This is a genomic window from Brevundimonas sp., from assembly GCF_050729455.1.
Taxonomy (GTDB): Bacteria; Pseudomonadota; Alphaproteobacteria; order Caulobacterales; family Caulobacteraceae; genus Brevundimonas.
The window spans coordinates 21,392-43,386 of sequence record NZ_JBOHLI010000016.1; the positions used below are offsets into that span (position 1 = coordinate 21,392).

Annotated in this window: 27 protein-coding genes and 1 tRNA gene; 19 read left to right on the forward strand and 9 right to left on the reverse strand. The window is 69.7% G+C overall.

The window, feature by feature from the left end; translation table 11 throughout:
• Positions 1–29: 29 nt before the first annotated feature.
• The 3 genes from ftsY to ACREEF_RS06030 all read left to right on the forward strand — a co-directional run bounded on the left by ftsY (position 30) and on the right by ACREEF_RS06030 (position 2,476).
• Positions 30–965: a signal recognition particle-docking protein FtsY gene (gene ftsY / locus ACREEF_RS06020; RefSeq protein ID WP_431564693.1), complete on the forward strand. Its 936-nt coding sequence runs from the start codon at positions 30–32 to the stop codon at positions 963–965.
• A gap of 4 nt (positions 966–969) precedes the next feature.
• Positions 970–1,614: an inner membrane-spanning protein YciB gene (locus ACREEF_RS06025; RefSeq protein WP_431564694.1), complete on the forward strand. Its 645-nt coding sequence runs from the start codon at positions 970–972 to the stop codon at positions 1,612–1,614.
• A 202-nt stretch (positions 1,615–1,816) separates the two neighbouring features.
• Positions 1,817–2,476 carry a MarR family winged helix-turn-helix transcriptional regulator gene (locus ACREEF_RS06030; protein ID WP_431564695.1) on the forward strand — a complete coding sequence of 220 codons (660 nt, stop codon included), beginning with the start codon at positions 1,817–1,819 and terminating at the stop codon, positions 2,474–2,476.
• On the opposite strand, the gene ACREEF_RS06035 is transcribed toward ACREEF_RS06030, so the two are convergent.
• From ACREEF_RS06035 to ACREEF_RS06055, 5 genes are all read right to left on the reverse strand, one after another.
• Positions 2,473–2,706: a hypothetical protein gene (locus tag ACREEF_RS06035; protein ID WP_431564696.1), complete on the reverse strand. Its 234-nt coding sequence runs from the start codon at positions 2,704–2,706 to the stop codon at positions 2,473–2,475. The genes ACREEF_RS06030 and ACREEF_RS06035 overlap by 4 nt on opposite strands.
• A 71-nt stretch (positions 2,707–2,777) precedes the next feature.
• Entirely contained in the window at positions 2,778–3,338 is a 561-nt protein-coding gene (locus tag ACREEF_RS06040) for a DsbE family thiol:disulfide interchange protein (RefSeq protein ID WP_431564697.1), read from the reverse strand.
• Positions 3,335–3,487, reverse strand: a complete 153-nt coding sequence (gene ccmD, locus ACREEF_RS06045; RefSeq protein WP_431564698.1) for a heme exporter protein CcmD — start codon at positions 3,485–3,487, stop codon at positions 3,335–3,337. The genes ACREEF_RS06040 and ccmD overlap by 4 nt, the downstream gene beginning before the upstream one ends.
• Positions 3,488–3,497: 10 nt before the next feature.
• Positions 3,498–4,217 (reverse strand): heme ABC transporter permease, encoded by a 720-nt coding sequence (locus ACREEF_RS06050; RefSeq protein ID WP_431564699.1) that lies wholly within the window; start codon positions 4,215–4,217, stop codon positions 3,498–3,500.
• Between the two features lie 66 nt (positions 4,218–4,283).
• Positions 4,284–5,309: an adenosine kinase gene (locus tag ACREEF_RS06055; RefSeq protein ID WP_431564700.1), complete on the reverse strand. Its 1,026-nt coding sequence runs from the start codon at positions 5,307–5,309 to the stop codon at positions 4,284–4,286.
• Positions 5,310–5,406: 97 nt separating this feature from the next.
• Here ACREEF_RS06055 and ACREEF_RS06060 point away from each other — a divergent pair, with 97 nt between their 5' ends.
• Positions 5,407–6,297: an ATP-grasp domain-containing protein gene (locus ACREEF_RS06060; RefSeq protein WP_431564701.1), complete on the forward strand. Its 891-nt coding sequence runs from the start codon at positions 5,407–5,409 to the stop codon at positions 6,295–6,297.
• Here ACREEF_RS06060 and nth read toward each other — a convergent pair.
• Complete coding sequence (nth, locus tag ACREEF_RS06065) at positions 6,294–7,049, reverse strand: endonuclease III (protein ID WP_431564702.1); 756 nt, start codon at positions 7,047–7,049, stop codon at positions 6,294–6,296. The two genes, ACREEF_RS06060 and nth, sit on opposite strands and share 4 nt — an antisense overlap.
• A 137-nt stretch (positions 7,050–7,186) precedes the next feature.
• On the opposite strand from nth, the gene ACREEF_RS06070 reads away from it, so the two are divergent.
• The 6 genes from ACREEF_RS06070 to ACREEF_RS06095 all read left to right on the forward strand — a co-directional run bounded on the left by ACREEF_RS06070 (position 7,187) and on the right by ACREEF_RS06095 (position 12,062).
• Entirely contained in the window at positions 7,187–8,299 is a 1,113-nt protein-coding gene (locus ACREEF_RS06070) for an HlyD family secretion protein (RefSeq protein ID WP_431564703.1), read from the forward strand.
• Positions 8,296–9,888: a DHA2 family efflux MFS transporter permease subunit gene (locus ACREEF_RS06075; RefSeq protein WP_431564704.1), complete on the forward strand. Its 1,593-nt coding sequence runs from the start codon at positions 8,296–8,298 to the stop codon at positions 9,886–9,888. Before ACREEF_RS06070 ends, ACREEF_RS06075 begins: the two co-directional genes overlap by 4 nt.
• On the forward strand, positions 9,888–10,487 hold the full coding sequence (locus tag ACREEF_RS06080; protein WP_431564705.1) for a TetR/AcrR family transcriptional regulator: 600 nt from the start codon (positions 9,888–9,890) through the stop codon (positions 10,485–10,487). Before ACREEF_RS06075 ends, ACREEF_RS06080 begins: the two co-directional genes overlap by 1 nt.
• A 71-nt stretch (positions 10,488–10,558) precedes the next feature.
• Positions 10,559–11,320 carry a creatininase family protein gene (locus ACREEF_RS06085; protein ID WP_431564706.1) on the forward strand — a complete coding sequence of 254 codons (762 nt, stop codon included), beginning with the start codon at positions 10,559–10,561 and terminating at the stop codon, positions 11,318–11,320.
• Positions 11,321–11,369: 49 nt separating this feature from the next.
• Positions 11,370–11,831 (forward strand): phasin family protein, encoded by a 462-nt coding sequence (locus tag ACREEF_RS06090; protein ID WP_431564707.1) that lies wholly within the window; start codon positions 11,370–11,372, stop codon positions 11,829–11,831.
• A 69-nt stretch (positions 11,832–11,900) separates the two neighbouring features.
• Positions 11,901–12,062: a hypothetical protein gene (locus ACREEF_RS06095; protein ID WP_300197888.1), complete on the forward strand. Its 162-nt coding sequence runs from the start codon at positions 11,901–11,903 to the stop codon at positions 12,060–12,062.
• Here ACREEF_RS06095 and ACREEF_RS06100 read toward each other — a convergent pair whose 3' ends face one another.
• Genes ACREEF_RS06100 through tsaD form a run of 3 tightly spaced genes read right to left on the reverse strand, consistent with a single transcriptional unit; the run spans position 12,063 to position 14,636 of the window.
• Positions 12,063–12,449 (reverse strand): Rieske (2Fe-2S) protein, encoded by a 387-nt coding sequence (locus tag ACREEF_RS06100; RefSeq protein WP_431564708.1) that lies wholly within the window; start codon positions 12,447–12,449, stop codon positions 12,063–12,065.
• The gene (locus ACREEF_RS06105; protein WP_431564709.1) at positions 12,449–13,447 is read right to left on the reverse strand and encodes an NAD(P)H-dependent glycerol-3-phosphate dehydrogenase; all 999 of its coding nucleotides are present in this window, start codon (positions 13,445–13,447) and stop codon (positions 12,449–12,451) included. The genes ACREEF_RS06100 and ACREEF_RS06105 overlap by 1 nt, the downstream gene beginning before the upstream one ends.
• A gap of 43 nt (positions 13,448–13,490) precedes the next feature.
• The gene (tsaD, locus tag ACREEF_RS06110; protein WP_431564710.1) at positions 13,491–14,636 is read right to left on the reverse strand and encodes a tRNA (adenosine(37)-N6)-threonylcarbamoyltransferase complex transferase subunit TsaD; all 1,146 of its coding nucleotides are present in this window, start codon (positions 14,634–14,636) and stop codon (positions 13,491–13,493) included.
• A gap of 51 nt (positions 14,637–14,687) precedes the next feature.
• Here tsaD and hemC point away from each other — a divergent pair, with 51 nt between their 5' ends.
• The 9 genes from hemC (at position 14,688) to ACREEF_RS06155 (ending at position 21,933) form a co-directional block, all read left to right on the forward strand.
• Positions 14,688–15,638 carry a hydroxymethylbilane synthase gene (gene hemC, locus ACREEF_RS06115; protein ID WP_431564711.1) on the forward strand — a complete coding sequence of 317 codons (951 nt, stop codon included), beginning with the start codon at positions 14,688–14,690 and terminating at the stop codon, positions 15,636–15,638.
• A 3-nt stretch (positions 15,639–15,641) separates the two neighbouring features.
• Complete coding sequence (locus tag ACREEF_RS06120) at positions 15,642–16,349, forward strand: uroporphyrinogen-III synthase (RefSeq protein ID WP_431564712.1); 708 nt, start codon at positions 15,642–15,644, stop codon at positions 16,347–16,349.
• A gap of 51 nt (positions 16,350–16,400) precedes the next feature.
• Positions 16,401–16,476: transfer RNA gene (locus tag ACREEF_RS06125), tRNA-Thr, on the forward strand.
• Between the two features lie 170 nt (positions 16,477–16,646).
• Complete coding sequence (gene metK / locus ACREEF_RS06130; RefSeq protein ID WP_431564713.1) at positions 16,647–17,843, forward strand: methionine adenosyltransferase; 1,197 nt, start codon at positions 16,647–16,649, stop codon at positions 17,841–17,843.
• Between the two features lie 164 nt (positions 17,844–18,007).
• On the forward strand, positions 18,008–19,240 hold the full coding sequence (locus ACREEF_RS06135) for an argininosuccinate synthase (protein WP_431564714.1): 1,233 nt from the start codon (positions 18,008–18,010) through the stop codon (positions 19,238–19,240).
• 240 nt (positions 19,241–19,480) lie between these two features.
• Positions 19,481–19,963, forward strand: a complete 483-nt coding sequence (locus ACREEF_RS06140) for a translation initiation factor IF-2 (RefSeq protein WP_431564715.1) — start codon at positions 19,481–19,483, stop codon at positions 19,961–19,963.
• Positions 19,964–20,064: 101 nt separating this feature from the next.
• Positions 20,065–20,595 carry a hypothetical protein gene (locus ACREEF_RS06145; protein WP_431564716.1) on the forward strand — a complete coding sequence of 177 codons (531 nt, stop codon included), beginning with the start codon at positions 20,065–20,067 and terminating at the stop codon, positions 20,593–20,595.
• Positions 20,596–20,650: 55 nt separating this feature from the next.
• Complete coding sequence (locus ACREEF_RS06150; protein ID WP_431564717.1) at positions 20,651–21,289, forward strand: LysE family translocator; 639 nt, start codon at positions 20,651–20,653, stop codon at positions 21,287–21,289.
• Between the two features lie 86 nt (positions 21,290–21,375).
• Entirely contained in the window at positions 21,376–21,933 is a 558-nt protein-coding gene (locus ACREEF_RS06155) for a CC0125/CC1285 family lipoprotein (protein WP_431564718.1), read from the forward strand.
• Positions 21,934–21,995: the final 62 nt, after the last annotated feature.

Below are 21,995 nucleotides of genomic sequence, written 5' to 3' on the forward strand. Positions count from 1 at the left end.
GCGAACCGCTGTCGGCTAAGGCTCAACCCATGAGCGATACGCCCAAAAAAGGCTGGTTCCAGCGACTGAGCGCGGGTCTTTCCCGGTCCTCCAAGCAGATGACCGAACAGGTCGTCTCGACCTTCGTGAAGGAGCCCCTGTCCGAAGAGGCGCTGGAGCGTCTGGAAGAACACCTGATCGAAAGCGATCTGGGCCCCGCCGCCTCGGCCCGCATCGTCGAACGCTTCCGCGAGCTGCGTTTCGGCAAGAGCTCCGACGAGCGCGAGATCAAGGAGGCCCTGGCCGAGGCCGTGGCCGCCGAGCTGCTGCCGCGTCAGGCGACCTTTGATCCCCTCGGCGGGCCCAAGCCCTATGTCGTCCTGTTCGTCGGCGTGAACGGCTCGGGCAAGACCACGACCCTCGGCAAGATCGCCTCTGACCTGACGGCCAGGGGCGCCCGGGTGATGATCGTCGCCGGCGACACCTTCCGCGCCGCCGCCCGCGAGCAGCTGAAGGTCTGGGCCGAGCGCGCCGGGGCTGATTTCGAAAGCCGCCGCGACGGCGCCGACGCCGCCGGCCTGGCCTTTGACGCCTACACCAAGGCCAAGGCCGAAGGTTACGACGTCGTCCTGATCGACACCGCCGGGCGGCTGCAGAACAAGTCCGCCCTGATGGACGAACTGCTCAAGATCGTCCGCGTGCTGAAGAAGGTCGACGCCGAGGCCCCGCACGAAACCCTGCTGGTGCTGGACGCCACCGTGGGCCGCAACGCCCTGGAGCAGGAAAAGATCTTCGGCCGCACCGCCTATGTCTCGGGCGTGGTCATGACCAAGCTGGACGGGACGGCGCGCGGCGGGGTCCTGGTCCCCGTGGCCCAGGCCTCGGACGCCCCGATCAAGCTGATCGGCGTCGGCGAAGGCGTCGACGACCTGCAACCCTTCGACGCGCGCGCGTTTTCCCGATCCCTGGTCGGGCTCGAGGACTGAGTAGATGAGTGAAGCGACCGAGACCAAGCGTCCGCAGTGGATTCGTCAGGCCGTCGACTTCGGCGCCCTGCTCGCCTTCATGGCCGCCTATTTCATCACCCGCGACATGATCAAGGCCACCTGGGTCCTGGTCGTCGCCTCGATGATCGCCCTGGCGGTCGGCTTCGTTCTGGAGCGCCGCCTGGCCCCCATGCCGCTGATCACCGGCGGCTTCGCCCTGGTCTTCGGCGCCCTGACCATCCTCACCGACGACGACCTGTTCGTGAAGCTGAAGCTGACGGTGCAGAACGGCCTGCTGGCCGCCGTCCTGCTGGGGTCCATCCCGCTGAACAAGTCGCCGTTCAAGGCCCTGCTCGGCTCGGCCATCCAGGTGACGGACGAGGCCTGGCGCAAGCTGACCTTCCGCTACGGGATCTATTTCCTCTGCGTCGCCCTCGCCAACGAGGTCTTCCGCAGCCCCGAGGCCGTCACCGCCATCTGGTCGGCGCTGAACCTCGGCGCGCCCGACCCGAACGGCGTCTGGACCGCCTTCCGCGGCGTGCTGTGGATCGCCGCCTCCATCTTCGGCCTGTGCCAGGTGCCGCTGATCATGAAGAACATGATCAAGGACGAAGAGCCCGGCCCCATCTCGCCCGACACGGGGCTGTAAGGGAACCGTCCGTCCCCTGACGACCTAGACCGTGGCGACTGCTCGGCGCCCTGGCTTTTCTGCCGGGGCCTCAAGCAGCGCGAAGCGCGGTAGGCCCCAGACAAAATGTCTTCAAACCGTCAGGCTTTCCGTCGTCAAAGCGTAAAGCGCGGCTGTTAGCTGTCGCGCCATGTCCAGCACGCTGGAACGAGGATCGAGGACGATGGTCAAGTCAGGCAAGCAGGCGAAAATCAAGGGCGGGCTGGCGGACTCGCCCAGCCACCTGATGCACCGGGTGCTGCAGTTGGCGCTCGACATCTACGTCGAGGAGGCCGGACCCGACGGCCTGACCCAGCGCCAGTTCGCCGTGCTGGAGGCGGTCTCGGTCCGCTCGGGTCTGACCCAGACCGATCTGGTCAAGGCCACCGGCATCGACCGTTCGACCTTGGCCGATCTGGTCGCCCGCATGACCACCAAGGGCCTGCTGGAACGCGAACGCTCGGCGCTCGACGCCCGGGCCAAGGCCGTGCGCCTGTCCGAAGCCGGTCAGATGGCGCTGGAGGCCGCCAGGCCCCGCGTCGAGGCCGCCGACAAGCGCATCCTGGCCCTGCTGCCCAAGACGAAGCGCGAGGGCTTCCTCGATCTGCTGACCAGCCTGACCGCCGCCGCCGACGCCGCGCCGGAACAGGCCAAGGCCGAAGCCAAGGCGGCCAAGAAGGCGGCCAAGGAAGCGCGCAAGGCCGAAAAGGCGGCGAAGAAGGCGCTCGACGGCGGCAAGTCGAAAAAGAAGAAGAAGGTCGTCGAAGCCGTCGCCCATACAGACGCGGACGCGGGCGCCGTCGAAGCGGTGATCATCCCGCTGAAAGACGTGGCGAAGGGCTAGACTCGGATATCCAGCAGGAACCCCGGCCGCTGATAGCGCGCGGGCGCTTCCTGCGTCTGCACCGAGCGCACCGGCGTGTCGGCCCGCGTCTCGACTGGGACCGCAACGGGCGTCGGCGCGCTCATGCCCATGGCCGCCCGGAAGAAGGCGGACTGGGAGGTTCTCAGCGCATGGCTCGGGCCGCCTGCGGAGGGCGGGAAGGCCGGGCGGTCTGAAGGAATCGCGGACATGGGCCGACGATCCGCTCAAACGGTCTAGATATGGTTAATGCGCGATTCACCGTGTTTCGCGCGAAGCCCGTTTAGCGCGGCGGGGCCTTCAGAGCATCCACCAGCTTCTGAAATTCCGCCTCGGTCAGCACCGGCCCCGACGACTTGGCGACGATGGCCCCATAGGCGTCCACCGCAAAGCTTTCCGGCACGCCCGAGACGCCCAGGTCCAGCCCCGCCCGCCCCTCGCGGTCCACCAGGACCAGAGCATAGGGATCGCCCAGTTCGTCGAGGAAGGCGCGGGTGGCGATCGGATCGTCCTTGTAGGCGACGCCGATGACGTTGATGCCCTGCGCCTTCAGCTTCATCAGCTGCGGGTGCTCCAGCCGGCAGGGCGCGCACCAGCTGGCGAACAGGTTGACGATCATCGGCTTGCCGACCCCCGCCGTCTTCAGGTCCAGCCGCTGATCGGTCTCGACGTCGCCTTGCAGGATAGGCAGGACGGTCAGTGGGATGGGCTGGCCGACCAGGGCGTCGGGCTTGTATTCGCGCCCCTCGCCCGGCGCCCCGGACAGGTGGCCCAGCTGGATCATCATGAAGATGCCCAGGGCGGCCAGCGCCGCGATGGGGATCAGGGCGAACCAGCGGTTCATTTGCGGGCGGCCTCCAGCCGGGTCAGTTCACGCTTCCAGCGCCGGGCGGCGATCAGGGCGCGCAGCGAAATGGCGGCGAGGGCGGCGGCGCTGATCGCCCAGGACGACCAGACGAAGACGCCGTAGGGGCTCATGTCGAGATCCAGCATCGGCGTCTCCTTACGCTTCCTGCGCGGCGCGGGCGCGCAGGGTCATGACGCGGCGACGGCGCACCTCGGTGCGGATCGACGTCAGCCAGATCGCCCCGAACAGCATCCCGTAAGCCGCCATCATGGTCAGCAGGGGCGCCAGATAGGCCGGGTCCAGGCTGGTCCCGCCCGCACGCAGCAACGAGGCCGGCTGATGCAGGGTGTTCCACCAGTCGACCGAGAACTTGACGATGGGCAGGTTGATCAGACCGACCAGTCCCAGCACCGCCGCGGCGCGCCCAGCCTTGGCCTCGTCGTCGATCGAGGCGCGCAGGGCCATGTAGCCGAGGTAGAAGAGGAACAGCACCAGGACGCTGGTCAGTCGCGCGTCCCACACCCACCAGGTCCCCCACATGGGCTGGCCCCACAGCGAGCCGGTGATCAGGGCCAGACCCGTCAGCACCGCGCCCGGCAGGGCGGCGGCGCGAGCGGCGGCGTCGGCGAGGGAGTGGCGGAACACCAGGGCGAAGAAGCTGGAGACGCCCAGGGCCGCATAGGCGCCCAGCCCCAGCGTCGCGGCCGGGACATGGATGAACATGATCCGCACCGTGTCGCCCTGCTGATAGTCGGCGGGTGCGGTGAAGCTGAGCCAGGTCCCGGCCGCCAACAGGACGAGCGCCAGACCCCACAGCACCGGCGTGACCGGGCGGGTGAAGCGCATGAAGCGGTCGGGATTGGCGAGGCCGAACATGGTCCGCCGATTACGCGGCGCGACGGGGAACGGCAAGCGTCCCCCGCGCGTGGCCCTTGGTCGCGATCAGAGCTTGAGCCCGTGCTCGGCGGCCAGGGCCTCCAGCTTGACCATGGGACGCGGGCCCCAGTGGGCGATGACTTCCGAGGCGGCGAGCGAACCCAGGGCCCCGGCCTCGGCCAGCGACAAGCCGCGCGCCAGACCCAGCAGGACGCCGGCGGCGTACTGGTCGCCCGCCCCCGTGGTGTCGACCACCTTGTCGACCGGGAAGGCGGCGATCTCGACCCGCTCGTCGCCGCGGAAGATGATCGAGCCCTTTTCACCGCGCGTCACGGCGGCGACCTCGACGATGCGGCCCAGGTGGGCGGCGGCGTGGTCGAAGTCCTCGGTCTCGAACAGGGCGTGCAGTTCGGATTCGTTGGCCAGGACGATGTCGGCCGAGGCCTCGATGAAGGCCAGCAGCTCGGCGCGCCAGCGATGCACGACGAAGGCGTCCGACAGGGTGATGGCGACCTTGCGGCCCGCGGCATGGGCGGCGGCGGCGGCGGCCTCGAAGGCGGCGCGGGCCGGGGCCGGGTCGAACAGATAACCTTCCAGATAGACGATCGCGCTGTCGCCGATCAGCTCGGCGTCGATGTCGGCGGTCGTCAGCTGGTTGGCGGCGCCGAGGAAGGTGCACATGGTGCGCTGGCCGTCAGGGGTGACGTTGATCAGGCAGCGGCCGGTGCCGAAGCCGGCGCCCGCGCCGTCTTCCAGAACCGGGGTGTCGAAGTGGACGTGGGCGGCGCGGATGTCGTGGCTGAAGACCTCGCCCAGCGTGTCCTGGGCCACCTTGCCGATATAGGCCGCACGGCCGCCGAACGAGCCGACGCCGGCCACGGTGTTGCCGGCCGAACCGCCCGAAGCCTCGACCCCCGCCGCCATGGCGTCATAGAGCATGGCGCTCTGATCCTCGTCGACCAGCTGCATCGAGCCGGCGACCAGATGATGCGCCTCGAGGAAGGCGGGCTCGCACGGGCTCAGCACGTCGACGATGGCGTTGCCGACGGCGCAGACGTCGAAGCGGGCGGTGGAGAGGGCGTTCTGGGTCATCCGCGCCCCATAGCGGGACAAGAGCCGCGACGCCAGCACCGGGCTTTTCGCGGTCGCTGAAAACAGCCTATGCAGGTCGGCCAGAGGAGCAACCTGCATGACCGAAGTCGCCGTCCTGACCCCCGATCCCGCCGACCCGTCCTACGCCGGGCAATGGCCGGGCGTGCTGGACCATCTGGCGGCGGCCCTGGCCACGGCGGGGATCAAGGCCCGACCGACGCCGTGGACCGATCATGTCGAGAGCGCCCACGGCCTGATGGACTTTCCCCTGGTCCTGCCCCTGATCGTCTGGGGCTACCACCACGACCACGAACGCTGGATCCAGGCCTGCGCGACCTGGGCCGAGGCGGACGCGCCGCTGGCCAATCCCGCCGAGGTGCTGCGCTGGAACTCCGACAAGCGTTATCTGGCCAGGCTGGCGGAAAAGGGCGTCGCCATCCCCCCGACCATCTGGACCGACCACGCCAGCCCCGCCGTGGTCGAGGCCGCCTTCGCCGCCATCGGGGCCGAACAGCTGATCGTCAAGCCGACCGTGTCGGGCGGCGCCTGGCGCACGCTCAAGGTCGCGGCGGGCGATCTGCTGGAAGAGGTGCTGACCGACGCCCCGGAAGGCGGGGCCATGATCCAGCCCTTCCTGCCGACCATCCGCACCGAGGGCGAGACCTCGCTGCTGTTCTTCGGCGGCGAGCTGAGCCACGTGGTCAACAAGCGCCCGGCCCATGCCGACGAGTTCCGCATCCAGGTCCAGTACGGCGGCCGCTATCAACGGCTGGATCAGGCCCCCGAGGGCGCGCTCGACCTGGCCGAACGGACTCTGGCGGCGATCGAAGAGCCCCTGCTCTACGCCCGCATCGACATGGTGCCCGACGAGAACGGCCAATGGCTGCTGATGGAGGCCGAACTGATCGAGCCGGACTTCTACCTGAGCGCCGCCCCCGAGGCCGGAGCCCGCTTCGGCCGCGCCGTGGCCGACCGGCTGGGCCTCTAGACGCCGACGAAACTCGCCCGCGACGGGCACAGGTCCGCGATCACGCAGGACAGGCATTTGGGCCGCTGCGCCAGGCAGGTGTAGCGGCCGTGCAGGATCAGCCAGTGGTGGGCCTTGGGCAGCCAGGCCTCGGGCACCACCTTGTGCAGCTGCACCTCCACCTTGTCCGGCGTCGTGGCGTTGGCCAGACCCAGCCGGTGCGAGACGCGGAAGACATGGGTGTCCACCGCGATGGCCGGCTCGATGCCTAACTCGTTCAGCACCACGCTGGCGGTCTTGCGCCCCACGCCGGGCAGGGCCTGCAGGTCGGCGCGGTTCAGCGGCACCTCGCCGCCGTGCTTGTCGACCAGCATCCGCGCCGCGGCGATGACGTTCTTCGCCTTGGTGCGGTAGAGGCCGATCGAGGAGATCAGCGGGATCAGCCCCTCTTCGCCCAGGGCCAGCATCTTCTGCGGCGTGTCGGCCACGGCGAACAGGGCGCGCGTCGCCTTGTTGACCCCCACGTCGGTCGCCTGGGCCGACAGGGCGACGGCCACCACCAGGGTGTAGGGATTGACGAAATCCAGCTCGGTCTTCGGGTCGGGCATGACCCCCGACAGACGGACGAAGATCTCCTCGACCCGGTCCTCGTCCGGCGGCCAGCCGATCACCGCCCCCACCGGCGCCTTCTTGGGCGCGCGCGACCGCTTGCCAGGGGGCGGGCTGAGGGCGGCGCGGACGGCCTTGGACGGGGGACGTGGGCGGACGGTCATGCCCTCGCTTCGCCTTCCCCGCGCGCGGCGTCAACCGGGCGCCGCCGACACGGTGCGGCGAAATCGCGCAGACCGCTCTTGATTTTTGGACACTCCTGTCCATTTTACGCGCCGAAATCGAAGCGAGCTGTCTCCCCATGGCCCTCCCCGCCAATCTCAAGAAACGCCTGCCCCTCATCGTCGGCGGCGTCGTCGGCCTCGCCCTGATCGCCGGCGGCGTGGTCTGGTGGCAGGGCAAGCAGCGCTGGGAAGGCACCGACAACGCCTTCGTCCAGGCCGACACGGTCTCGGTCAGCCCGCGCATCAGCGGCTCGGTGATCGAGGTCCTGGTCAGGGACAACCAGCGCGTCGAGGCCGGCCAGGTCCTGGCCCGTCTGGACGACGCCGACGCCAAGGCCGCCCTGGCCCAGGCCCAGGCCAACCTGTCCGCCCTGACCGCCGCCGTGGCCAATGTCGATGCCCGCGCCGAACAGGAACAGGCCAATATCGCCGCCCGCGCCGCCGCCGTGACCCAGGCCGACGCCCAGGCCAAGCTGGCCCGCGCCGAGGTCGACCGCTACGGCAAGCTGGCCGCCGAGGGCTGGGTGTCGCAGCAGCGCATCGAGACCCAGCGCGCCACCGCCGCCACCGCCCACGCCTCGGTCGCCCAGGCCCAGGCCGCCCTGACCGCCGAGCAACGCACCGCCGCCGTCCTCGGCTCGACCCGCAACCAGAGCGTCGCCGCCGTCGAACAGGCCCGCGCCCTGGTCGAACAGGCCCAGCTGACGCTCGACCGCACCGTCATCCGCGCCCCTGTCGCCGGGGTCGTCGGCGCCCGCGGCGTCCGCGTCGGCCAGGTGGTTCAGGCCGGCGGACAGATGATGTCCATCGTGCCGGTGCAAGACACCTATGTGGTCGCCAACTTCAAGGAGACCCAGGTCGGCCGCATGCGGCTGGGCCAGGCGGTCGAGATCAAGGCCGACGCCTTCCCCGGTCAGGCCATTGTCGGCCGCGTCGACAGCTTCGCCCCGGCCACCGGCTCGGAGTTCGCCCTGATCCCGGTCGAGAACGCCACCGGCAACTTCACCAAGATCACCCAGCGCGTCCCCGTCCGCATCGTCGTCGACCGCCGCGCCTCGGGCGAGCCGATCACCCTGCGCCCCGGCCTGTCGGTCGAGGTCAAGGTCGACCTGAAGAGCCAGGGCGGCGCCGCCTTCGCCGACGCCCATCTGGGCGAGGTCGAGACCGCATCTCTGGACGCGGGCCGGTGAGAGACGGCGTCCTTCCGGCCGACGGCGTCGCCGTCGCGGAAACCAAGCCCGAGATCAACTGGACCGTCCTTCTGCTCGGCTTCGCCGGCATGGTCATCGGCCAGTTCATGGCCATTCTGGACATCCAGATCGTCGCCGCCTCCCTGCCCCAGATTCAGGCCGGGGTCGGCGCCTCGGCCGATGAGATCAGCTGGATCCAGACCGCCTATCTGATCCCCGAGGTCGTGATGATCCCCCTGTCGGGATACCTGTCGCGACTGTGGGGCACGCAGAAGCTGTTCCTGGCCTCCTGCGTCGGCTTCCTGATCATGAGCGTGGCCGTCGGCCTGTCGTCGTCGGTCGAGATGATGATCTTCTTCCGCGCGCTGCAGGGCTTCCTCGGCGGGGCCATGATCCCGACCGTCTTCGCCGTGGCCTTCACCGCCTTCCCGCCCGAGAAGCGCGTCACCGCCAGCGTCATCATGGGTCTGATCGTGACCCTGGCCCCCACGGTCGGTCCGACCCTGGGCGGTCACCTGACCGAGTGGCTCAGCTGGCGCTGGCTCTTCTTCATCAACATCTTCCCCGGCGTGGTCGTCCTCTTCCTGGTCGGCCGCTACGCCCATTTCGACAAGGGCGATCCGTCGCTGGCCAAGGGCTTCGACTGGTGGGGCCTGGGCCTGATGGCCGCCTTCCTGATGAGCCTGCAATTCGTGCTGGAGGAAGGCGCCAGGAACGACTGGTTCGCCGACGACCACATCCTGCTGCTCAGCCTGGTGGCGGCGACCTGCGGCCCGGCCTTCATCTGGCGCTCGCTGGTCTATTACAACCCGATCGTCGAGCTGCGCGCCTTCGCCAACCGCAACTTCGTGGTCGGGGTCGTCATGACCTTCATCGTCGGCGCGGCCCTGTTCGGCGGCACCTTCCTGCTGCCCCTCTTCCTGGGACGGGTGCGCGACTATTCGGCGGCCGAGGTCGGCACCACCATGGTGGTCTCAGGGCTCGCCATGTTCGCCACGGCGCCCTTCGCCGGACGGCTGGTGCGGGCGTTCGACCCCCGCGTTCTGATGTTCGTGGGCTTCGGCCTGTGCGCCTGGGGGATGTGGGACGCGCGCGCCCTCACCGGCGACTGGGGCTTCTGGGAGTTCGCCGGGGTCCAGGCCGTGCGTGGGGCCGGCGTCATGCTGGCCATGATCGCCTCGCAGCAGGTGACCATGTCCACCCTGCCGCCGCACATGGTCAAGAACGCCTCGGGGCTGGTGAACCTCAGCCGCAACGTCGGCGGCGCCTTCGGCCTGGCCATCCTCAACACCTCCCTGACCCAGAACACCGCCCTGCACATGGTCGAGCTGACCAGCGCCATCAATCAGTCGGACGTCGCCGTCAGGAACATGATCGCCGGTCTGGCCCAGAGATTCTCCGGCTCCATCGACCCCCAGGCCGCGGCGATGAAGGCCTTCTATGGGATGCTGCAGAAGCAGGCGACGACCCTGGCCTTCGGCGACGCCTTCGCCCTGCTGGCGGTGGCCTGCGCCTGCGCCGCCTTCGTCACCCTGCTGTCCAAGCCCGGCAAGGCCGCCCCCTCGGCCGAGCCGTCGGAGATGCACTGATGCCGCGCATTCCCGGTCAGATCGACGAGCGCAAGAGCGAAGCCATTCTTCAGGCCGCCTCGGACCTGTTCGTGGAAAAGGGCGCGCAAGCCTCGATGGCCGAGATCGCCCGGCGCGCGGGCGTGTCGAAACAGACCCTCTACAACCGCTTCCCTTCCAAGGCCGAGATCGGCCGCGCCTTGGCCGCGCGCCGATCGGACGCCGTCACCGCCCCCCTGCGGGTCCACGACGCGCCCGAGGCGGTCCTGGCCGCCGTCGCCGAAGCCCTGATCACCAAGGTCCGCGAGGGGCACAAGGGCGCCTCGCTGCGCGGCGTCGCCCTGATGTCGCCCGAGGCGCCGGACCTGGCCGCCGCCATCTATGACGCCGGGCCGGGCGAATCCCTGCGTCGTCTGGCCGCCTGGCTGGCCGAACAGGACCGGCTGGGCGTCCTGGCCGTGCCCGACCCGGCCCACGCCGCCGAAATGTTCTCGGGCATGACCCTGGGCCACGGCCATCTGCGCTCCATCCTCGGCGTGCCCCATCCGCCCATCGCCGACGTGCGCGCCCGCGCCCAGGAGATCGCCCGGCGCTTCTTCCGCGCCTTCGCCCCGGACTAGTCGTCTGCGGTTTGGCCGTTGCGCCGGATCGGCGTAAAGGCCCGGCAAGCCCTGCCCCTTCGGAGTCCCCCATGCTGATCCACCTGTCGTCCTGGCCCGAGATCGACGCGCGCCTGAAATCCGGCGCCGCCCTGTCCAAGACCGTCATCGTGCCGATCGGCTCGAACGAGCAGCACGGCCCCACCGGCCTGCTCGGCACCGACTGGCTCTGCCCCGAGATCATCGCCCACGCGGCTGAAAAGGGCGACGAGCGCCTGATCGTGGCCCCGACCTTCAACATCGGCATGGCCCAGCATCACCTGGCCTTCCCGGGCACCATCAGCCTGCGCCCCTCGACCTTCATGGCCGCCATCACCGACTGGGTGTCGTCCCTGGCCCGCCACGGCTTCGAGCGGATCTATTTCCTCAACGGTCACGGCGGCAACATCGCCACCATCGAGGCCACCTTCTCGGAAATCTACGCCGAGTGGTCCTTCGTCGAGGAGCAGCCTCCGTTTGTCCTGAAACTGCGCAACTGGTGGGACCTGCCCGGCGTGCACAAGCTGTGCGAGGAGATCTTCCCCGTCGGCCACGGGGCCCACGCCACCCCGTCCGAGATCGCCGTCACCCAGGCCGCCTATCCCGACCACATCAAGACCGCCGACTACAGCCCCAAGATCGCCCCCATGGGCCCGATCCGCGACGCGCTCGACTACCGCGCCCGCTTCCCCGACGGCCGCATCGGTTCGGACCCGGCCCAGGCCAGCCCCGAGACGGGCCAGCGGATCATCGACGCCTCCATCCCGGCGCTGATCCAGGACGTCTCGGATTTCGCCGCCGAGGTTCTGCCCTGATCATCGGGAGCGGCTTGCCGGTCCGCTCGAACCGGCCCAGGCTCCCCGCATGAACCCGCTCGATCAGGCCGCCCGCACCGCCCGCGCCGGACAGGAGACGGCCGAGGCCTCGGCCCAGGTCATCGCCCGCCGTCTGGCCATCATGGGCGAGGCCCTGGCCGATCCCCTGCGCGCCGATCACGCCGAACTGGGGCGGATGGGGACGGAGAAGGTCGAGGCCCTGACGGCCTCGGCCGGGGCCCTGGCGGCCGGCGCGCTCGATCTGGCCGATCAGGGCCGGCGCATCGCCGACCGCGAGGGCCTTGAGGCCTCGGCCCATCTGGCGCGGCTTTCACAGACGGACAGCCTGGCCGGGGCGGCGGCGCTGCAGGCCGCCTGGGGCATGGGGGTCTGGTCGCGCGCCCTGGCCGACGGCTGGAACCTCGGCGGCGCCCTGCTCAAGACCCAGGCCGAGGCCCTGTCGCCGATCCATTCCGCCGCCGTCGCCAACGCCAGACGCCTGAAGCCCTGAACAAGTTCGCGTGATGGAACGGCGCCGCGCGGCCCGTGTTGCTTGCTGGAGTCCAGCAAGGAGCCCGACATGGCTGAAGACCCGAAAAAGACCGATCCCCATCCCGGCATGATGGGCGACGGCACCGAAGAGCAGAACCTCAACCAGCCCGGCGACCCGTCCAAGCGGATCACGGAAGAGGAAGTGGACGACGCCTTCACCAAGGACCCGAAGATCGTCCCGAAGAAATAGTCAGGCCGTCCGGATGATCCCGCCCCTGGCCTCGACCGGCCAGGGCGTCAGCTTGCCGCCCGCGCACGGCCCGCCGACGCAGGCGCCCGACAGCGGCTCGAAGATGGCCCCGTGCCAGCCGCACATGATCAGCGAGCCGTCCGGCGTCAGATAGCGATCCAGCTCCATGGCGATGGGAAAGCCCGCGTGCGGGCAACGGTCGACCCAGCCGGCGACCTGGCCGTCCTTCTTGACCACAAAGCCGTGGAAGAAGGCCTCGCCGATCTGCAAGACGAAACCGCGCGAGCCGGGATCATTGATGTCGGCCTCGGCGCACAGGGCCACGTTCGGCGGCGTCGTCCAGACGCGCTTGCGCTCTTCCGGCGCCGCTTCAACAGGCTCGGACACTATTCGCGTTCGGGCTTGAGCGGCCGGGTCAGCAGGGCCTCGATGGCCGCATCCACCGTGGTCTCGCCCGCCAGCACGGCGGCCACCGCCTCGCAGATGGGGGTTTCGACGCCCAGTTTGCGCGCCAGTTCGCGCACGGCCGGCGCGCTCTCATAGCCCTCGGCCACCGAGCGCTTGCCGGCCAAGGCCTGCTCGACGCTCATGCCCTGACCCAGGGCCAGGCCCAGGCTCATGTTGCGCGACTGCGGACTGGAGCAGGTCAGGACCAGATCGCCCAGGCCGCACAGGCCGGCGACCGTCTCGGCCTTGCCGCCCATGGCCAGGGCCACGCGGACGATCTCGGCGAAGCCGCGGGTGATGACGGCGGCGTGGGCGCTGCGGCCCAGCTCGCGCCCCTCGACGATGCCGCAGGCGATGGCCAGGACGTTCTTCAGCGCCCCGCCGGTCTCGGCCCCGATCAGGTCGTCGGCCAGGTAGGGGCGGAAGACCGGGCCCGACAGGGCCGTCGCCAGCGCCACGGCCATGGCTTCGTCCTCACAGGCAACGGTGACGGCGCTGGGCAGGCCGCGCGCCACCTCGGCGGCGAAGCTGGGGCCCGACAGGACGGCGGGCGTGGCCGAAGGAATGGTTTCGGCCAGCACCTCGGTCATCAGCTTCAGCGAACCGCGCTCAATGCCCTTGGAGCACAAGACGATGGGCAGGCCGGGCCGCGCATAGGGGGCGAAGGCGGCCAGGGTCGCGCGCATATGCTGGGCCGGCGGCACAGCCAGGATCAGGTCGCAGTCGGCCAGATCGGCCAGATCCGAGGTGGCGTTGATCGCCGCGTCCAACTCGACGCCCGGCAGGAAGGCCTCGTTGACTCGCCGCGTGCGGATGCTCTCGATCACCTCCGGCTCGCGCGCCTGCAAGACGACCGCGAGGCCCGCCGCCGCCGCGCTCTGCGCCAGGGCCGTGCCCCAGGCGCCGCCGCCGATTACGCCTGCCGTGTGAAATTCCATGTCTTCTCCGGTCCCCCGACCACCGCGCGGACGAAAAGGCCCGTCAGGCCTTCGCGCCCTTGCGGCCCGATTTCTTGTGCACAGGATCGGCGTTCGCGCGCGCCTCGTCCAGAGGCCATCGCGGCCGGGCGGCGACATCAATGTCCGAGGTCAGGCCTTTTTCCAGCCGTTCCGCCCCCGCCAGGGCGATCATGGCCGCATTATCGGTGCAATAGGCCATGGGCGGGGCCAGGAAGCCGAAGCCGTGTTTCGTCGCCAGATCCTCCAGCGTGCGGCGGATCGTCTTGTTGGCCGCGACCCCGCCCGCGACGACGAAATGCAAAGCCTCATGCGCCTCGGCGTAGGCCGTCATGGCCCGCTCGGTCCGCTCGGCCAGCTGACGGGCGATCGCCTTCTGCACCGCGTCGGCCAGATCGGCCCGGTCCTGATCCGTCTCGCAGGTCTGGGCCAGCCGCGAGGCCGCCGTCTTCAACCCCGAGAAGGAGAAGTCGCAGTCCTTGCGCCCCAGCAGGGCGCGCGGCAGATCAAAGCGCGAGCCGTCGCCCTTCTCGGCCAGCTTCTCCAGCGCCGGACCGCCCGGATAGCCCAGCCCCATGGCCTTGGCGATCTTGTCGAAGGCCTCGCCCGCCGCGTCGTCGATGGTGGTGCCCAGCCGGCTCATGTCGCCGATGCCGCGCACCTCCAGCAGCTGACAGTGTCCGCCCGAGACCAGCAGCAGCAAGAAGGGATAGGTCGTCTCCGCCCCCAGCCGCGCCGAGACGGCATGGCCCTCGAGGTGGTTGACCGCGATCAGCGGCAGGTCACGGGCCAGGGCAACCGCCTTGCCGTAGCTCAGCCCCACCATGACCCCGCCGACCAGACCCGGCCCGGCCGTGGCCGCCACCCCGTCCAGCGCCCCATAGTCGATCCCGGCATCAAGCATGGCCCGGCGGGCGACGCCGTCGATCATCTCGACATGGCTGCGGGCGGCGATTTCCGGCACCACCCCGCCATAGGCGGCATGCTCGTCGATCTGGCTGTGAATGACGCTGGACAGGACCTCGGCCCCGGCCGCCGACAGGCGCACCACCGAGGCGGCAGTCTCGTCGCAGCTGGTCTCCAGGCCCAGAACCGTCAGCACGCGGCCTTCGGTTCCGGCAGGCTTGGTTGCCCCCGTCGTTCCGCTGCTATAGTCCGCGCCAGTGTTCATCGGGCCCGAGGTAGCGGCCCGCGTCTTCTTTCGCAACGGCTGCGCGACCTCATGACCCCGCTTCTCCGCATCGGCACCCGCCGCTCCAAACTGGCCCTGGCCCAGTCCGGCATGATGCAGCGCGCCATCGGCCGCGCCCTCGGCGTGGCTGAGACCGACATCGAAACGCTTGTGCCGCTGGTCGAGATCGTCACCACCGGCGACAGGATTCAAGACCGCCGCCTGCTGGAAGTCGGCGGCAAGGCCCTGTTCACCAAGGAGATCGAGGAGGCCCTGCTCGACGGCCGCGTCGATGTCGCCATCCACTCGATGAAGGACGTCCCGGCGGATCAGCCCCCCGGTCTGGCCATCGCCGCCGTGCCGGAGCGCGAGGACGCCCGCGACGGCTTCATCAGCGAGCATTTCGCGACCTTCGCCGACCTGCCCCACGGCGCCCGCCTCGGCACCGCCTCGCTGCGGCGTCAGGCGCAGGCCCTGGCCCTGCGTCCTGATCTGAAGATCGAGATGCTGCGCGGCAATGTCGACACCCGGCTGAAGCGGCTCAAGGACGGCGATTTTGACGCCATCCTGCTGGCCTGCTCGGGCCTGAACCGCCTCGGCTTCTCCGAGGTCATCCGCGAACGCCTGTCGCTCGACGCCTTCCTGCCCGCCCCGGGCCAGGGGGCCCTGGCCATCCAGACGCGCGAGGACGACGCCGACGCCGACTGGACCCGCGCCCTCGACCACGACCTGACGGCGCTCTGCGTCGCCGCTGAACGCGGCGCCATGTCGGCGCTGGAAGGCTCGTGCCGCACCGCCATCGGCACCCATGCGGTGATCGAGGGCGACGTGCTGCGCCTGACCACGGAAATGCTCAGCCCCGACGGTTCGGCCCGCTGGCGTCGCGTTGGCGAAATCTCGGGCGTCACGACCGCCACCGCCCTCGACCACGCCCGCGGCCTCGGCCTGCGCCTGGGCGCCGAGGTCCACGCCGAAGCCGGCGACCAGAAGATCGCCCTCTAGGCCATGCGGCCGATCCGCCGCGTCTGGATCACCCGCGCCCAGCCCGGCGCCGCGCGCACCGCCGCCCGGCTGACGGCGCTGGGGTTCGAGCCTGTCGTCGCGCCCCTGCTGACCCTCCGCCCCCTGCCCGACGCCCTGCCCCGTTTCTTGGGCGACGCGCCCGACCTGAACACGGTCGCCGCCCTCGCCTTCACCAGCCCCAACGGCGTCGAGGCCTTCGCCGCCCTGACGCCCCTGCTACGCGACCGCCGCGTCTTCGCCGTCGGGGACGCCACCGCCGAGGCCGCCCGCGCGGCGGGCTTCGCCGACGCCCGCTCGGCCGCCGGCGACATCCACGCCCTGGCTCGCCTCATTAACGCCAGCCCGATCAAGGGCCTGATCCTCGCCCCCGGCGCCCGCGAGCCCGCCGGCGACCTGCCCGCCCTCCTGCCCGGCCGCCACATCCGGCGCCTGCCGGTCTACGCCGCCGAGGAAACCGACGCCGTCCCGCCCGCCGATTTCGACGCCGTCCTCGTCCACTCCCCGCGCGCCGCCCGCGCCCTGGCCGCCGTCCTGAGCCCCGACGCCGCCCAGAACCGCCTCGCCGTCTGCATTTCCGACGCCGCCGCGGCCCCGCTCAACGCCCTGAACTTCGCCGAAATCCGCACCGCCGACGCGCCCGATGAGCCATCCATGCTGACAGCGCTTGGCAAGTCCGTTTCACCCGTATAAAGAGCCGACCTCGCGCGGCTCTCCGACCCTTGGTCCGAGCCGACGACCGGAGCCGCTTTAGCTCAGCCGGTAGAGCACATCATTCGTAATGATGGGGTCAGGTGTTCGAGTCACCTAAGCGGCACCACTCTTTCCAGACATCGAGATCAGAAGAAGCGGCCTCGGCCGCGCCATCGGTCGCGCGCGATCCGGCCGACCGCGCGCCGACATGATTTCGCGCCACGCCGCGGACATCCCTTGAACGTATAAGCATATCTTTATATGTCTGTCGGCCTCACCGTCTTGCAGGAGCCTGCCTTGGCCCGTTCGTCCTTCCTCTTCACGTCCGAGAGCGTCTCGGAGGGCCACCCCGACAAGGTCGCGGACCAGATCTCCGACTCCATCGTCGACCTGTTCCTGTCCAAGGACCCCGAGGCGCGGGTGGCGTGCGAGACCCTGACGACGACGAACCTGGTGGTGCTGGCCGGCGAGATCCGCGGCGAGGGCATTATGGATACCGAGGGCAACTGGGCCCCCGGCGTCGAACAGGAGATCGAGGACACGGTGCGCGGCGTGGTGCGCGACATCGGCTATGAGCAGGACGGCTTCCACTGGAAGACCTTCCGCTTCGAGAACAACCTGCACCCGCAATCGGCCCACATCGCCCAGGGCGTCGACGCCGGCGAGGACAAGGACGAGGGCGCGGGCGACCAGGGCATCATGTTCGGCTACGCCTCGAACGAGACGCCCGAGCTGATGCCGGCCACCCTGCAGTACAGCCACAACATCCTGAAGGCCCTGGCCGAAGCCCGTCACTCGGGTCGGGAACCGGGCCTGGAGCCCGACGCCAAGAGCCAGGTGACCCTCTTCTATCAGGACGGCCGCCCGGTGCGCGCCACCTCGATCGTCGTCTCGACCCAGCACAAGGACGGCCTGAGCCAGTCGCAGGTCGCCGCCATCGTCAAACCCTATGTCGAGAAGGTGCTGCCGGAAGGCTTCATCACCGACGAGACCGAGTGGCACATCAACCCGACCGGCACCTTCGTCATCGGCGGCCCTGATGGCGACGCCGGCGTGACCGGCCGCAAGATCATCGTCGACACCTACGGCGGCGCGGCTCCGCACGGCGGCGGCGCCTTCTCGGGCAAGGACCCGACCAAGGTCGACCGCTCGGCCGCCTACGCCTGCCGCTACCTGGCCAAGAACGTCGTCGCCGCCGGCCTGGCCGACCGCTGCACCATCCAGATCAGCTACGCCATCGGCGTGTCCAAGCCCCTGTCGGTCCACGTCGACCTGCACGGCACGGGCAAGATCGACGAGGCGGTGCTGGAGGCCGAGCTGCCCCGGCTGATCGGCGGCGCCTCGCCGCGCGCCATCCGCGAGCATCTGGGCCTGAACAAGCCCATCTATCGCCGCAGCGCCGCCTACGGCCACTTCGGCCGCGCGCCGGACGCCGACGGCGGCTTCAGCTGGGAGAAGACCGATCTGGTCGACCAGCTCAAGGCCCTCGCCTGAAGCCTGTAAGCGCCTGAAAAAACGGGGGCGTCGCGGTTTCGGCCGCGGCGCCCTTTTCGTATGCAGCGGCCATGCCGCAATCATGCCCTTGCATCGCGGGGCGTCTGGTCCTTTAAGCCAGCCGAACACGCCTCCCCGCGTTTCCTGAAAGGATGTTTCGACCGATGACCTCGCCCGCCCCCAAGAAAGTCGTCCTCGCCTATTCGGGCGGGCTGGACACCTCGATCATCCTGAAGTGGCTGCAGACGGAATACGGCGCGGAGGTCATCACCTTCACCGCCGACCTGGGCCAGGGCGAAGAGCTGGCCCCCGCCAAGGAAAAGGCGCTGAAGCTGGGCATCAAGCCCGAGAACATCTTCATCGACGACCTGCGCGAGGAGTTCGTGCGCGACTTCGTCTTCCCGATGTTCCGCGCCAACGCCCTGTATGAAGGCCAGTACCTGCTCGGCACCTCGATCGCGCGCCCGCTGATCGCCAAGCGCCAGATCGAGATCGCTCGCCAGCTGGGCGCCGACGCCGTCTGCCACGGCGCCACCGGCAAGGGCAACGATCAGGTCCGTTTCGAACTGGGCTACTACGCCCTGAACCCCGACATCCACGTCATCGCCCCGTGGCGCGAGTGGGAGTTCCGTTCGCGCGAGGCCCTGCTGGACTTCGCCGAGAAGCACCAGATCCCGATCTCCAAGGACAAGCGCGGCGAGGCCCCCTTCTCGGTCGACGCCAACCTTCTGCACTCCTCGTCCGAGGGCAAGGTGCTGGAAGATCCCGCCGTCGAGGCCCCCGAGTTCGTGCACCAGCGCACCATCTCGCCGGAAGCCGCCCCGGACGTCGCCACCGTCATCACCATCGGCTTCGAGAAGGGCGACGCCGTCTCGATCAACGGCGAGGCCATGAGCCCGGCGACCCTGCTGACCGCGCTGAACCAGTACGGCCACGACAACGGCATCGGCCGTCTGGACCTGGTCGAGAACCGCTTCGTCGGCATGAAGTCGCGCGGCGTCTATGAGACCCCGGGGGGAACCATCCTGCTGGCGGCGCACCGCGGCATCGAGTCGATCACCCTGGACCGCGGCGCCATGCACCTGAAGGACGAACTGGCGGTCAAATACGCCCACCTCGTCTACAACGGCTTCTGGTTCTCGCCCGAGCGCGAGATGCTGCAGGCCGCCGTGGACAAGAGCCAGGAGAAGGTCTCGGGCACGGTCCAGGTCAAGCTCTACAAGGGCAACGCCACCGTCATCGGCCGCGAAAGCCCCTACAGCCTCTACGACCAGGACCTGGTCACCTTCGAGGAAGGCGTCCAGGCCTATGACCACCACGACGCCGAGGGCTTCATCAAGCTGAACGCCCTGCGTCTGCGCGTCCTGGCCAAGCGCGACGCCCGCACCAAGGGCTAAGGCCCGACGATCAGGGCCGGGCGATCCCAGGATCGCCCGGCTTGCGGTCGCCCCTGCTCCCCGGCGGACGGCGACGGAACGAACAGCGCCGGGGCGGCCGCCGAACAGGTTCGACTTCATCTGTCCATGCCGCCGCTTGCACTCGCCGCGCACCGGGGCCAACCTGCGCCCCTCTCCGGTCGCCCCGGCCGGCGTGTTGTCTGACGGACCCTCGCGTTCGTTCCCTGCCGGAGTTCCTCCATGTCCCGCCTGACCCTCGCCGCCGCCGCCGCGGCCTTCGCCGTCTGCGCCGCGCCCGCCGTCGCCGCCCAGGAAACGACCCAGGGCCCTCCGGTCATCATCCCCGCCCCGTCGCCCGAAGAAGTCGCCTTCGAGGCCAAGGGCAAAGCCTTCCAGGCCGAAGCCGCGCGCATGGGCGGCGAACTGGAGACGGTGATGGACGACGCCAGCCTGGACGCCGCGACCAAGAAGGCCCGCACCGACGCCATCCTGACCCAGTACGAACCGAAATTCGCCGCCTTCGCCGACGAACTGGCGCTCTTCCTGCGCACCATGGCCGGAAAGCCCGAGCACGCCGCCCAGAAGGACCAGCTGCTCGCCGCCGCCGAAGCCGCGCCCGCCCAGATCCGCGGCGTCCCGGCCCAGATCCGCGCCGGCGTCGAACTGGCCCTCGCCGCCCCGGCCGCCCCGACGGCCCCGGCGGCTCCAACCGGCCAGAACTGACGACACCAATCGCGGTAAGGCGCCGGGCGCCTTACCGCGATTTCACTTGAGACCGGACGACGTTCGGCGGACCTTGCGGCGTCCGTCGAAGGAGATCCGAGATGATCCGCGCCCTGTCGCTTGCCGCCGCCCTCGCCCTGCTGCCCGTCTCCACCGCCGTGGCGCACGAAGACAAGACCTCGGCCGAGGTCCAGCTGGAAGCCGCCGCCGCCGTCTTCGAGAAGAAGATGGCAGAGTTCGGGGAACGCGCCGAAGCCATCCAGGACGACGACGCCCTCGACGAGACGACCAAGGGCCTGCGCGTCGCCGCCCTGTGGTCGGAATACCAGCCCCACGTCGCCGCCTTCACCACCATGGCGACCCGGCAGGCCGGCGAGATCGCCAGCCAGGCCCTGGCCGAGATCGACATCGACGCCGTCGTGACCGAAGCCCTGGCCGGGGTCGAGCCCATGGTGAAGGGTCTGGCGACCAACGGCGCCTGGGCCCAGGCCGATCCCGATCAGATGGTCACCTACGGCCTGATGGCCGACTACGCCGTCGGCCAGTCGCTGGACGCGGTCGAAGAGATCGAGGCGGCCCTCACGGCCCCGCCCGCGCCCCCGGCTCCGCCGGCCAAGCCCGCCAAAACCTGATCCCGACGCCGAACCGCGCTTGACCTGACCGGCCCCCCGCCGGAAAGGGGGTCGCATGGCCGCGCTTCCCGTCGATCCGCATCTCTACGCCGCCTTTCTCGGCGTCATGGCCGTCATGGCGATCACCCCCGGCCCCGCCAACCTGTTCGCCGTGGCGACCGGCATGGAGAAGGGCCGCGCCTCCGCCCTGATCGGCGTGGTCGGCATGAACGCCGCCACCCTGGTCTGGTTCGCCGCCGCCGCGCTCGGCCTCGGCGCCCTGGTCGCCGCCTTCCCCCAGGTGTTTCGCCTCATCGCGATCCTCGGCGCCCTCTATGTCGCCTGGCTGGGGGTCAAGGCCCTGCGCGGCGCCTTCCAGACCGAGGCCCAGCCCGATCATGTCGAGGTCAGGCGCGGCCGCAGCGCCCTGATCGACGGCTTCGCGGTCCAGATCGCCAACCCCAAGGCCGTCCTCTTCTTCACCGCCGTCCTGCCGCCCTTCCTCGACGTGAACCGCCCGGTCGCGCCCCAGCTGGCCCTGTTCGCCCTGGCCACCATCGGCATGGACGTCCTGTCGATGAGCGCCTACGGCCTGGGCGGCGCGGCCCTGGCGAACCGGATGAACGAGCCCCGCTTCAAGCGCGGCTTCGGCGTCTTCGTCGGCGCCCTGCTGATCCTTGCAGCCGTCCTGATCGTCACCAGATTGCACGGGTAGAACATCTGGACGCCGCCGTGGAACCTGCCTGTTCATGGCCTGTTCAGAACAACGGATGCTGAATAGGGGCTCAAGGAGACCCTCCCATGAAAAACCTTCGCAAAACGTCGGTTGTGGCAGCCCTCACAGGCGCTCTGGCTCTGGGCGCCTGCGCGACCGCCACGCCGTATCAACCGGCCGGCTACCAGGGCCAGCGCGGCGGCTACGCCGAGCAACGGCTGGAGGCTAACCGCTTCCGCGTCACCTTCTCCGGCAACTCGGTCACCTCGCGCGATCAGGTCGAGATGTCGCTGCTGCTGCGCTCGGCCGAACTGACGGTCGAGAACGGCTACGACTGGTTCGCCACCGTCAATCGCGCCACGGACCGGGACACCCGCTTCTATTCGACGCCGGACCCCTTCTACTACGACCGCTACGGTCCCTACTGGGGTCCGCAGTGGCGCTTCTACCAGCGCGGCTACTGGAGCATGTGGGACCCCTACTGGGGTCGTGACCGCGACATCCGCCAGGTCGACCGCTACGAGGCCACGGCCGAGATCGTCATGGGCCGCGGTCCCAAGCCCGCCGGCGACCCCAACGCCTTCGACGCCCGCGAGGTCATCAACAACCTCGGCCCGCGCGTCCTGCGGCCTGGGTCGAAGTAAGACGCGAGAAATAAAAACGCCCGCCTCAGCGATGAGGCGGGCGTTCTGTTGTCTGCTCTCGG

Excerpts from the sequence above, each read along its gene's own strand:
- hemC (WP_431564711.1), top strand. The coding sequence starts at position 14,688 with ATGACCCCGCTTCTCCGCATCGGCACCCGCCGCTCCAAACTGGCCCTG.
- ACREEF_RS06060 (WP_431564701.1), top strand. The coding sequence starts at position 5,407 with ATGACCGAAGTCGCCGTCCTGACCCCCGATCCCGCCGACCCGTCCTAC.
- ACREEF_RS06150 (WP_431564717.1), top strand. The coding sequence starts at position 20,651 with ATGGCCGCGCTTCCCGTCGATCCGCATCTCTACGCCGCCTTTCTCGGC.
- nth (WP_431564702.1), bottom strand. The coding sequence starts at position 7,049 with ATGACCGTCCGCCCACGTCCCCCGTCCAAGGCCGTCCGCGCCGCCCTC.
- ACREEF_RS06025 (WP_431564694.1), top strand. The coding sequence starts at position 970 with ATGAGTGAAGCGACCGAGACCAAGCGTCCGCAGTGGATTCGTCAGGCC.
- ccmD (WP_431564698.1), bottom strand. The coding sequence starts at position 3,487 with ATGCTGGATCTCGACATGAGCCCCTACGGCGTCTTCGTCTGGTCGTCC.
- ACREEF_RS06030 (WP_431564695.1), top strand. The coding sequence starts at position 1,817 with ATGGTCAAGTCAGGCAAGCAGGCGAAAATCAAGGGCGGGCTGGCGGAC.
- ACREEF_RS06085 (WP_431564706.1), top strand. The coding sequence starts at position 10,559 with ATGCTGATCCACCTGTCGTCCTGGCCCGAGATCGACGCGCGCCTGAAA.
- ACREEF_RS06050 (WP_431564699.1), bottom strand. The coding sequence starts at position 4,217 with ATGTTCGGCCTCGCCAATCCCGACCGCTTCATGCGCTTCACCCGCCCG.
- ACREEF_RS06155 (WP_431564718.1), top strand. The coding sequence starts at position 21,376 with ATGAAAAACCTTCGCAAAACGTCGGTTGTGGCAGCCCTCACAGGCGCT.
- ACREEF_RS06090 (WP_431564707.1), top strand. The coding sequence starts at position 11,370 with ATGAACCCGCTCGATCAGGCCGCCCGCACCGCCCGCGCCGGACAGGAG.
- ACREEF_RS06145 (WP_431564716.1), top strand. The coding sequence starts at position 20,065 with ATGATCCGCGCCCTGTCGCTTGCCGCCGCCCTCGCCCTGCTGCCCGTC.
- ftsY (WP_431564693.1), top strand. The coding sequence starts at position 30 with ATGAGCGATACGCCCAAAAAAGGCTGGTTCCAGCGACTGAGCGCGGGT.
- ACREEF_RS06135 (WP_431564714.1), top strand. The coding sequence starts at position 18,008 with ATGACCTCGCCCGCCCCCAAGAAAGTCGTCCTCGCCTATTCGGGCGGG.
- ACREEF_RS06035 (WP_431564696.1), bottom strand. The coding sequence starts at position 2,706 with ATGTCCGCGATTCCTTCAGACCGCCCGGCCTTCCCGCCCTCCGCAGGC.
- ACREEF_RS06140 (WP_431564715.1), top strand. The coding sequence starts at position 19,481 with ATGTCCCGCCTGACCCTCGCCGCCGCCGCCGCGGCCTTCGCCGTCTGC.
- ACREEF_RS06040 (WP_431564697.1), bottom strand. The coding sequence starts at position 3,338 with ATGAACCGCTGGTTCGCCCTGATCCCCATCGCGGCGCTGGCCGCCCTG.
- ACREEF_RS06070 (WP_431564703.1), top strand. The coding sequence starts at position 7,187 with ATGGCCCTCCCCGCCAATCTCAAGAAACGCCTGCCCCTCATCGTCGGC.
- tsaD (WP_431564710.1), bottom strand. The coding sequence starts at position 14,636 with ATGAACACTGGCGCGGACTATAGCAGCGGAACGACGGGGGCAACCAAG.
- ACREEF_RS06095 (WP_300197888.1), top strand. The coding sequence starts at position 11,901 with ATGGCTGAAGACCCGAAAAAGACCGATCCCCATCCCGGCATGATGGGC.
- ACREEF_RS06080 (WP_431564705.1), top strand. The coding sequence starts at position 9,888 with ATGCCGCGCATTCCCGGTCAGATCGACGAGCGCAAGAGCGAAGCCATT.
- ACREEF_RS06105 (WP_431564709.1), bottom strand. The coding sequence starts at position 13,447 with ATGGAATTTCACACGGCAGGCGTAATCGGCGGCGGCGCCTGGGGCACG.
- ACREEF_RS06055 (WP_431564700.1), bottom strand. The coding sequence starts at position 5,309 with ATGACCCAGAACGCCCTCTCCACCGCCCGCTTCGACGTCTGCGCCGTC.
- ACREEF_RS06120 (WP_431564712.1), top strand. The coding sequence starts at position 15,642 with ATGCGGCCGATCCGCCGCGTCTGGATCACCCGCGCCCAGCCCGGCGCC.